The 10,137-nt window shown below is 45.0% G+C and carries 12 protein-coding genes; 3 read left to right on the forward strand and 9 right to left on the reverse strand.

The features are described from left to right. The first annotated feature begins 14 nt into the window (after positions 1 to 14). Complete coding sequence (locus tag IH879_05205; protein MCH7674335.1) at positions 15 to 236, forward strand: hypothetical protein; 222 nt, start codon at positions 15 to 17, stop codon at positions 234 to 236. Further along, positions 237 to 638: a hypothetical protein gene (locus IH879_05210; GenBank protein MCH7674336.1), complete on the forward strand. Its 402-nt coding sequence runs from the start codon at positions 237 to 239 to the stop codon at positions 636 to 638. A gap of 21 nt (positions 639 to 659) precedes the next feature. Here the strand turns inward: IH879_05210 and htpG are convergent, their stop codons facing one another. From htpG to IH879_05230, 4 genes are all read right to left on the reverse strand, one after another. After that, positions 660 to 2,567, reverse strand: a complete 1,908-nt coding sequence (gene htpG / locus IH879_05215; protein ID MCH7674337.1) for a molecular chaperone HtpG — start codon at positions 2,565 to 2,567, stop codon at positions 660 to 662. Between the two features lie 111 nt (positions 2,568 to 2,678). Further along, positions 2,679 to 3,428, reverse strand: coding sequence for a dimethylargininase (locus IH879_05220; protein ID MCH7674338.1), 750 nt, complete (start codon positions 3,426 to 3,428; stop codon positions 2,679 to 2,681). Between the two features lie 42 nt (positions 3,429 to 3,470). Next, positions 3,471 to 3,848, reverse strand: a complete 378-nt coding sequence (locus IH879_05225; GenBank protein ID MCH7674339.1) for a VOC family protein — start codon at positions 3,846 to 3,848, stop codon at positions 3,471 to 3,473. Positions 3,849 to 4,013: 165 nt separating this feature from the next. Then, complete coding sequence (locus IH879_05230) at positions 4,014 to 4,385, reverse strand: (2Fe-2S) ferredoxin domain-containing protein (GenBank protein MCH7674340.1); 372 nt, start codon at positions 4,383 to 4,385, stop codon at positions 4,014 to 4,016. Between the two features lie 297 nt (positions 4,386 to 4,682). Between IH879_05230 and IH879_05235 the strand changes: the two genes are divergently transcribed. Next, the gene (locus IH879_05235; protein ID MCH7674341.1) at positions 4,683 to 5,279 is read left to right on the forward strand and encodes a porin family protein; all 597 of its coding nucleotides are present in this window, start codon (positions 4,683 to 4,685) and stop codon (positions 5,277 to 5,279) included. 59 nt (positions 5,280 to 5,338) lie between these two features. Here IH879_05235 and IH879_05240 read toward each other — a convergent pair whose 3' ends face one another. The 5 genes from IH879_05240 to IH879_05260 form a co-directional block, all read right to left on the reverse strand. Further along, a complete protein-coding gene (locus tag IH879_05240; protein MCH7674342.1) occupies positions 5,339 to 5,641 on the reverse strand; it encodes a HigA family addiction module antidote protein in 303 nt (100 codons plus the stop codon). Between the two features lie 13 nt (positions 5,642 to 5,654). Continuing rightward, positions 5,655 to 5,861 (reverse strand): type II toxin-antitoxin system RelE/ParE family toxin, encoded by a 207-nt coding sequence (locus tag IH879_05245; protein ID MCH7674343.1) that lies wholly within the window; start codon positions 5,859 to 5,861, stop codon positions 5,655 to 5,657. Positions 5,862 to 5,916: 55 nt separating this feature from the next. After that, the gene (locus IH879_05250; protein MCH7674344.1) at positions 5,917 to 6,903 is read right to left on the reverse strand and encodes a malate dehydrogenase; all 987 of its coding nucleotides are present in this window, start codon (positions 6,901 to 6,903) and stop codon (positions 5,917 to 5,919) included. Between the two features lie 117 nt (positions 6,904 to 7,020). Continuing rightward, complete coding sequence (locus IH879_05255) at positions 7,021 to 8,172, reverse strand: beta-lactamase family protein (protein ID MCH7674345.1); 1,152 nt, start codon at positions 8,170 to 8,172, stop codon at positions 7,021 to 7,023. After that, entirely contained in the window at positions 8,162 to 9,985 is a 1,824-nt protein-coding gene (locus IH879_05260) for a hypothetical protein (GenBank protein MCH7674346.1), read from the reverse strand. The genes IH879_05255 and IH879_05260 overlap by 11 nt, the downstream gene beginning before the upstream one ends. Between the last annotated feature and the right edge of the window lie 152 nt (positions 9,986 to 10,137).

Consider the following 10,137-nt stretch of genomic DNA (forward strand, 5'->3'; position numbering starts at 1 on the left):
TGCGAAACCGTCCGATGTCGAATTGCTCCGACCGTCCCGAATTCACGGACACCCTCTACGGACAATGTCCACACAGTATCGCCCACGCGCAAGTCTTCGATGACGCGCGAACCATCCGGCGTATCAATCTTCGTTCCTTCGGCTGTGAAACGGCATTAGTTCAATCCCAGGTTCACGGTGCGGTAGGACTCCGGGGCTTACCCATTTCAACGTTCTTGTCACCATCGCTCATGTGAATGTGGAAAAATCGCCCGGGAATGCTCTGGAATGAAAAAGCCGAAAATATTTTTAGCATGCATACTTATTCCATGATTTTATTATGGCATAACGAAATCGACAAAGCAACTAAAATCGCGCAGGGATTTCTCAAAGATGAGGATTCTTTTGATAGGTTTCCTGAAGATATTAGCCTTTTTCTGATGGTGTTAATGGCTAAAAAGCAGTATCATCTCGCATTCAAAATCTTCACTGAAAATCCCTTCAATTTGAAAGACCGATTCAAGCCTGTATATTATGCCTTAATGTCATTCATGCAGAAGGAATACCCGAACGAATACCGCAAAATGGGCGGTGAATTAAAACAGACGGTTGAAGAAATCCTGCAAAAGATTCAGCAATTAGCGAAAGATTATGATTAGGTGCAAGATTACAACAATTGCCTACTTCGTCGCTTCCACCATCAACTCAGTCATTCGACTCACGTACTCATTGGGCGAGGTCAGACTGCCTTCAATAAGCAGTGCGCCTTCATAAAGCTGCATCATACTGCTGCGCAAAACCGAGTCCGTGTCGTCGGCAATGAGCCTTTTGCCTAAATTTTTGATGAGCGGGTGGGATAAATTGATTTCGAGAATTTTCTTGGAACCGGCGTAATCCTTGTTCATCATCTGCATCATCTTTTCCATCTGCTTGTCCATGCCTTCTTTGCCGACCACCAGGGTCGCTGCCGAATCCACCAAACGTTTTGAAGCGATCACGTCCTCAACTTTGTCGCCGAGCGTTTTCTTAAACACATCGATTAAAGATTTTGCGACGTCTTCACCAAGCGCCTCTTTTTTGCCGTCTTTCTTATCTTCTTTGAGATCGAGATCAGCTTTGTCGATGGATTGCACGGGCTTTTTATCATACTCATTCAAACCGGGCACAATAAACACATCAAAAGGATCGCTCAGCAGCAGAACCTCGATGCCGTTCTTTTTAAAATACTCGAGATTTGGGTTTCGCTCAATTGTCTCACGGTGCTCGCCGGAAATGTAGTAGATTTCTTTCTGATCTTTTTTCATGTTCCCGACATATTCTTTGAGTGAAGTCAGTTCGCCTTTCTGCGTCTTCGAAGTTTCGAAGCGCAGCAATTCGATAATCTTATCCTTGTTGGCGAAATCCGAGTTAACGCCGGTTTTAAAGATAGGTCCGAAATTCTTGTAAAACTTTTCATATTTCCCTTTATCGTTTTTGGCCCAATCTTCAAACCACCCCAGAATCTTGCTAACCAGAACATTTTTGATTTTCACCATGACCGGACTTGACTGGGTCACTTCCCGGGAGACATTCAAAGGCAGGTCTTCCGTATCCACAACCCCTTCCAGAAATCGCAAATACTCCGGCAGCAGCTCCTTGCAATCATCCTGAATGAATATTTTGCTTGAATAAAGCTGAAGCGACTTTTCCAGGTGTTCGCGCATAAACGTCGCCGGCGCGGTTTCCGGCACAAAAATGAGTGCTTTGAAATTTACCGCGCCTTCGAGTGATAAATGCAGGTGTCCCATCGGCGCATTAAAATCATTGGAGATGAATTTATAAAATTCCGTGAGCTCTTCCTCCTTGACTTGCTTTTTCTGCTGGTGCCAAACCGCGCTGACACGGTTCACTTCTTCTTTATCTACAAAAATCGGGAAGTCGACAAAATTCGAATACTTCTTGATGACATTTTTGACCCGAAATTCTTCACTGAAATCCTGGTGTTCTTTTTTAAGTTTAAAAGAAATCTTCGTGCCCCTGGTCTTTTTGTCGATCTCCTCAATGGTGAACTTGCCCTCGCCGCTGGAAACCCAGCGATAACCTTTTGAATTCTTATCAGCGTGGCGCGTTTCGATGGTCACTTTATCCGTGACCATAAACACGGAGTAAAAACCGACCCCGAACTGCCCGATGAGATTGCCGTCAAGCGGCTTGTCGTTCTTCTGCATCTGCTTTAAGAATTCCACCGTGCCGGAGCTGGCAACCGTACCGATTTCATTGACCAGGTCATCTTTGGTCATGCCGCCGCCCGAGTCTTCAATCGAAAGGGTTTGCTTTTTGGAGTCGAGTTCAACAGTGATTCTCAAGCTGGCATCCGGATCGAGAACGTCCGTGTCGGTCAGCATTCTGAATCGAATCTTGTTAAGAGCGTCAGAGGCGTTGGAAATCAGCTCGCGAAGAAACACCTCCGGGTGGGTATATAGGGAATTTACAATGAGATGCAGCAGCTGCTTCATCTCTGCTTTATACTCAAATTGCTCCGCCTTATTTTTGGTTTGCGTGGATTTAGTGGGTGTGGTTTTCTTTTTGGTTTGCTTGGTTGCTGCCATTGTGACCTATCCTTTTTTACATTGTTAATACAAATTTTATTGTTTGGTTAACTTATCTAAACTAATACTTGCGGAAGGAATTTTCAATCATTTTTACCAAAATTTAATAAATCAAAAGCGAATACTCAGACACGAAAGCCCACCCTCCGCTTTTAAAAACTCCGAGATATCGAGCGTCGCAACTTTAAACTCCAATTCGCGAAGATGCTGCACGGTTTTCGGAAATCCGGCATGCAGGCACACGGTTTCATTTAAACGGATGGCATTTGCCGCCCAGGGTTCATCCACAGTAATGACGTTCAAATCTGCGAATGGAGCTAAATCGAGCCAATCCGGATTGGCGAGAACCGAGCGTCCGCTGATCGCCGTACAGGCGCTTTTAAGATGCAAACAATTTTGTACTTTTACCGGGACGACTTCATAATCGTATCGCTTGAGGATTTTTGCAAGCGCTTGAATGCCTTCGGGATTAGTCCGTTCCGTTTCCCCGACAAAAACCGTGTTACCGATTTGCACGACATCTCCACCATCCAGTGTCCCCGGCGGTTCAATGCGGGCAATTTTCAGGTGTTTCTTTAACTCGTCTTCTACTGTGGCGATTTCGCCGCGCCTCGATTTCGCCCCGGGATTGGTGATCACGGCGATTTCATCAAAAACAACTGCTGTATCTTCGATAAAGACCGAATCAGGGTGGTCGTCGCTTGCAGATAATTGAATAATTTCAAATCCGTGCTCTTCAAGAAATTCACAGTAGGTCTCGTGCTGTCGAACTGCCAATTCGAAGTCAATTGGTTTTCTTTCGAGATAGGTCAATTCGCAGTCGTTAATTTTTGGGGAGACGATGTGAACGAGGGCTTTCAATTGATTATTGATAATTGTTTATTGATTATTATTTAGACAGCTTTAATCTAATTCGTACGTGGTGATTTCTACTTTATAACCATCAGGATCGCGAAAGTAGATTGAATGTGCAATTTTGTGATCCTGAAACTCGAACTCGATGCCACGCTCCGTTAATTCTGTCTGAGTTTTTTCAAAGTTTTCCCGATTTGCCCTGAAAGCAAAATGCTTCATATTTTGCCCTTTAGAAGATTGTTCAATTGCCGCATCTTTGGGGAAAAGTGCAAGACCGCTCGCACCTGCACAAACAAAAACCGGGTAATCACCCCAGCTCTCTTCATGCCGTCGTTCCAGTCCAAGCACATCCTGGTACCAGGTTGCTGAGCGTCCAACATCCTGAACTGTTAAGGCGATGTGGTCAAGTTCGTCTAATTTGAGCATGGTGTTTTTTTTAATCAAAAACTATTTACTTTAACCTAATTGAGCGATTGACTCTTGGCAATTAGCTTTTAGCTAATCAAATTCAATCCCGAAGAAGTCGGGACACGCCGTAAATTCTAAAAAATCAAAAGCTAAAGGCCAACAGCTAATGGCCAAACGGGCATATTAAGCTAAAGCGGTTCTCAATTCGTGTTCAACGATCACATTTTCCTCAACTGGCTTGCCGCCGATCAAATGCTCCTGAATGATTCTTTCAAGTACCTCCGGCGTGCATGAATGGTACCAGGTCCCCTCCGGATAAACCAATGCAATGGGTCCGTTTAAGCAAATGCGCAAACAGTTGGCTTTGGTTCGGTAAATGCCGCCCTGTCCGGTTAAGTTTAATTCTTCCAGCCGTTTTTTCAAGTAATTCCATGATTCCAGACTTTGTTCCCGCTCGGAACATTTCGGCTTTGTTTGATCACAGCATAAAAAAATATGCCGATTGATTTTTGCGATCGCGAGTTTATCGAGGGTGTTTTTAAGAGATTCTTCCATGGCGTTTTTCTGAAACCTTGCAGGTTTTCTCAGACCTTGCAGGTTTTGAAAACCTGCAAGGTCTAGGAACATAATTTAAAGCAGAACCATAATAATAAAAATTCATTGAAAATGCAATTAATTATCTGCATTTTCCCGGTGTTGTAAACTGCCGACAAGTGTTGTTATTTTTCACACTTAAAATCAAACATTCTGTCGTAAATTATTGTTTTTCAAGGTGGTATTTTTTTTGGCACAACCTTTGAAGAAATTTCGTGCAAATTCGTCAACACTTAAACATTTTTAACGGAGGCCAAAATGAAACGACAGTTATTACAGGGAATCGTTCTTATCAGTGCCCTGATGCTTTACGGTCAGTCACTATCCGCGCAGTCCAAGCCGCGGTTTTCGCACAAAGGTATCAAAGCAGCCCTCGGTTTTGGAAATATTGACATGCCTTCATCAACCACTTCGGGAGATGGCGGGGCCGGGATGCTGAGCCTGGGATATGGATTTAGCGAGCGCTCCACCCTCTGGCTCTCCCTGATCGGCACGGATAATGATTCAAGAAGTGCAACCCGAATTGTGACCGAGTTCGGCGGTATCGAGCTGGCTTTCCAGTATAAATTTATGCCGGAATCAAGTTTTCAGCCTTATGGAAAAGTTGGCGTCGGCGCTTACGCCCTGCAGGAAAATGGCACGGATCCAACCTTTTTTGGCGGTGGGTTCAATTTCGCAATCGGCGCAGACTACTTTTTCTCACGCCATTTCGGAATCGGCGCTGAATTTAACTTCAAAGATATTGAGTATTCAAAACAGAGCCGGACGGTCAACGGAGATGAAATCGTGTCGGATTTACGCCCCCACCTCAATCGGGATTCCAGGGCGTTTTTGATTACACTGACGATTCAGTAGATTTACTGGGATAAGCTAAAAAAGCATTCTTCGGGTACGGAACCGGAGAATGCTTTTTTTTAAGCAGCTTGATATATTCGAATTTCAGAGTCAAGGCGTTTTGAAAGTTTATCTTCAGCGGTATCAAGGTCATAATCCATTTGCAATCCAAGCCAGAATTGGGGCGACATATCAAAATATTTTGCCAGACGCAAAGCAGTATCGGCTGTTATTCTACGCTTACCTTGGACAATTTCGTTAATCCGGCGGGCCGGAACTCGAATGTCAAGTGCCAAGCGATTTTGACTTAGACCCATCGGTTTTAAAAACTCTTCAAAGAGAATTTCACCGGGATGTAAAGGAGACATTTTTTTTAAACTCATTTTTATTTCCGCTTTAATGATAATCGGTTATTTCAACATTGTGGGCATCGTTCTCATGCCATTCAAAGCAAATTCTCCATTGATTATTAACACGAATACTGTGCTGACCTTTACGACTACCGCGTAAAACCTCCAGTCGATTTCCTGGGGGCACCAATAAATCCTTTAAAATCTTTGCACGATTTAGCATTCGTAATTTTCTTAACGCAACGCGTTGAATATCATTTGGAAACTTCTTGGAAAAATTGCGATTGAACTACATCCAACTCACCGGTCTACCCCAGCAAATCCTCCACCATCGCTTTCTCATCACGCAATTCCTGAGTTGTCAGCGCGATTTTTTCTTTTGCAAAATCACTCCATGGAAGGCCTTGCACGATGGCATAATTTCCTTGTCCGTCGCTGGTTACCGGGAAGGAAAAGAGCAGTCCTTCATCAATATTGTAGCTGCCGTCCGACGGTACTGCGGCGGAAAACCAGTCGCCTTCCGGGGTTTTAGTGATTAGACTCTTCACGTGGTCGAGGGCTGCGTTTGCCGCAGACGCTGCAGAAGAAAGACCGCGCGCGGCAATGATCGCCGCACCGCGCTTTTGCACCGTTTCGATAAATTCACCGCGCAGCCACGAAATATGCCCGATGACCTCGCTGGCGGGATTGCCTCTGATTTTTGCATTTTCTGCGTCCGGGTATTGGGTGGCGCTGTGGTTGCCCCAAATGGTCATGTTGGTCACATCTTTCACCGAGATGCCGGCCTTTTGAGCCAATTGAGCCATGGCCCGATTTTGGTCCAGGCGGGTCATGGCGCAGAACCGTTCTCCCGGGATCTCTCTGGCGTTGTTCATCGCGATTAAGCAGTTAGTGTTCGCCGGATTCCCGACCACCAAAACGCGAACATCATCGGCAGCTTTAGCTGAGAGCGCTTTGCCTTGACCTACGAAAATTGGCCCGTTGTCACGAATAAGGTCGCCGCGCTCCATGCCTTTGCCTCTTGGCTTTGAGCCGACTAAAATCGCCCAATTCACACCGTCAAATGCAGTCTCCGGGTTATCCGTCACCACCACATTTTCAAGCAGAGGGGAAGCACAGTCATCCAGCTCCATGACCACACCTTCCAAAGCGGGCAGCGCCGGGGTGATTTCCAGCAAGTGCAAATCGAGTTTGGTTTCCGGACCAAACACTTGACCGGACGCCAACCTGAATAGCATCGCATAGCCAATTTGACCCGCGGCGCCAGTTACAGCTATTTTTACTTTATTTGTCATTTTAATCTCTCCTTAGAAATTTGAATCATTCTTAAGTTAAAAAAAAGGATTTTTTCTTGCAAGAAAAAATTTCAGGATCAAACCTTGCAGGTTTTGAAAACCTGCAAGGTTTCGAGTTCACAAACCCAAATAAAGATCAAAAAACGTCGGTACACAAACATTTGCAAACCGGCTGGCACCGTTCATCAGAATGACCATGCCGATGCCTTCTTCAGGGGCAAAAGCCATCTCGGCGCGATATCCCCGAACATACCCTCCGTGGTGAACTATTTTTGTGCCGGAGTAATCAAAAACCCGCCAACCTAAACCGTACCAGGCCTTTTTTAAATTCCTCCAGGACCGAAAGTATCTCTTCATTTTTGATGTTCTAATCAGGGGGGTGCTCACTTCCTGCATCACGTTTGGAGAAATAATCGAAGACGCGCCGCCCAACAGCGCTCGCAGCCATTTTGCCATGTCGGAAATACTGGCGTTCACACCGGCCGCCGGTGCAACGGAATAATATGTTTTCCGAATTTTAATGGGCTTCCATTTGCGGCTGTACCTGATATGCGGCGTAGCTCTGTTTGCGCTCGATTTTATGCCATTCCATCCCAAGGACGCCCGATTCATTGCCAAAGGCCAAAAGATTTTTAACCGCAGCAACAACTCATAATCATGACCTGTCGCAGATTTTAGAATGTCGGCGATGAGACTGTAAATTACATTCTGGTAGCTGAAGCATTCCCCCACTTCGCAGACAATATTGGCACGGTCGATTTCTTTAATAATTCTTTCGTAAGGCACATTGGCATCCAACAATGTGGTAAAGGCATGTTCCTGCACGCCTGAAGTATGGCTCAGGATGTGTCGTATTGTGACTTCTTCGGTGTGAGCGGAATCCTTTAATGAAAAATCTTCCAAATATTCGAGAACTCCGTCATCCCAATCCAGAACTCCATCTTCAACTAAAAGCCCGGTTAGCACCGGAGCAAAGCCTTTGGATAGGGAAGCGAGTCGAAAGACAGTGTCTTCGTCGATTCGTTCCGGCCGGCCCGCTTCCCGGACTCCATATCCTTTGAGATGAACGATCTTATTCTGACTAACAATGGCGACGGCAGCTCCGGGAATCTTCCCAGCCGTCAGGGCTTCTTTCACAAAAGCATCGAATTTTTTTATAAGTTTTTTGAGACGAACATCGGTACTGTCTGCGGTGATGGCGAAGGATATTTGACTTGAGCAAAGCCAAAAGGTAAAAACCAAAAATATAGAGAGTCTTCTACGCCTCAATTGGCAGCCCTTCCATTTGCATAATTTTTAGGGCATTTGTAGAAGGGCAGGGACCCGGGCGCATTTTAAAATCGAAAACCATTTTGCCGTCAACCACTTCTTCTCTAAAATGATAATTTTTGACGTCTTGAATTTTATCGGCTAAATTCGTCAACTCTAAATCATGGGTGGTGACAATCCCAAGGCCATTCTTGTCAGCAAGGGTCTCGATGTACGACCGGCTGCCGATCAGCCGTTCCCGGTTATTCGTCCCCTTGAAAATTTCATCGATTAAAAACAGCACCGGCAAGCCTTTGCTCATTTCGAGTTGGTTGAGCAGCACTTTCAAACGCTTGACTTCGGCATAGAAAAAAGAGAAGCCGTCCGTAACCGAGTCATTTATTTTAATGCAGGTGTAAATCCGAAATAAGGAAATCTTCAAATGTTTTGCATCCACCGGACCACCGGCGAAAGCCAGACATAAATTAATGCCGACTGTTTTTAAAAAGGTGCTTTTCCCGGACATGTTCGAACCGGTGATGAGCGCAATTTCACCCAGACCATTCAATGAAAAATCATTCGTTTTTTTCTGCCTATCCGGAATGAGGGGATGGCCCATTTTTTTAGCAGAGAAAATAAACGGAGCTTTTTTAGCAGACGAAATTTCAGGAAAAACGCAATGCGGATTTAAATAAGCAAAATTTGCGAGAGAGGCCAGGGCCTCCAATTCAAACAGAACATTCAGCCAGTTTTCCAGGTTATCCCCGAACTGAGTTTTCAATTCTTCCAGGCGCCTGGCAACGAAAAAATCCCACGGTACAATTACATTCAGAAAAACTCTGAATAGGGGATTCATTCTTAAACCGACTGCCGCTGCGATGATGGTTATTCTTTTGAGTTGAGTTGACGGCCGGTTATTGGCGTCCAGAAATAATTGACAATGTTTTCTCAAGTGCTTGTTTTTTCCGTACGAATAAGTTTCAAGATATTTTGAGATCGCTTGCAATTTTTTCAACTCCTCCGAAATCAGCACGGCGTCGTCTAAAAGGGCTTCGAGGAGATTCTGGTTCATCAAATAAACCGCGACGTAAATGGTGAGGGAAACGATCCAATAAGCCGGGATAAATCCGAATTGATTCAGAGCAAACAAAATGAGATTCAGACCGGCGAGCGCCGTCGAAGCAATCAGGACCCGGGTGAATGATTTTGAACTCTGGCTTTTGAGAAAATTCAGGAGCTTTTTGCCTTCAAGCTGCTCTTTCGAAACCAGCGCAAAAGCCAATAGAAGTTTGTCCCGAAACCGGGCCATTGGGGTCAATTCTTTAACCAATCGCTGGCGTTTCTGAATTGTTTGTGCTTTGGGATTTACTTCCAGAAGCCACTCTTGTAAAAGCTCACTTCCGTCGCGGGAAACAGCGCTGTCGATTAATTGATGCAGTGAATGTCTGCCGGTGATATCAAGATCGATTCCAAAAGGATGAATTTGTTGCGTTTCTTTTTGCGGTGGCATCGGGATCTTGTCCCAGTCAAGCTGCATGCGTGCAAGCTGAGCCGACTTGATGTTGAGCCAGATTTCGTATTTTTGGATACTTCTCAAAACCCGTCGATGGAAAAAAGCAATGATGTTAAATACTACCAGAGTGAGCGCCATAACAGACCAGCCGAACCACCCGGTCACCAAGTAGTAACTGGCAACCCCGAGACCGATGCCGGACAGGAAAACAACGAACCGCCGGCGGGAAAAGCGGTTGCTTTCAGCTTTTAGAGCCGCTAATTTTCTCTCGGTTCGGGCGACTTGGTTTTTTAAAGCACGAAGTCTTTTGGATTTTTGCATGTTAAAAAAACATGGTCATTTCGAGTGGAACGAAGTGAAACGAGAAATCTATTTTCGAAATAATAGGATCTTACGCGTCGCTGAGTATGTGATCTTTTTTCAAATTTCTAAATTCATTTTCTTTGGGCGCAAACCGCAAGCGAGGACGCTTG

This window comes from candidate division KSB1 bacterium, assembly GCA_022562085.1.
Taxonomy (GTDB): Bacteria; Zhuqueibacterota; Zhuqueibacteria; order Oceanimicrobiales; family Oceanimicrobiaceae; genus Oceanimicrobium.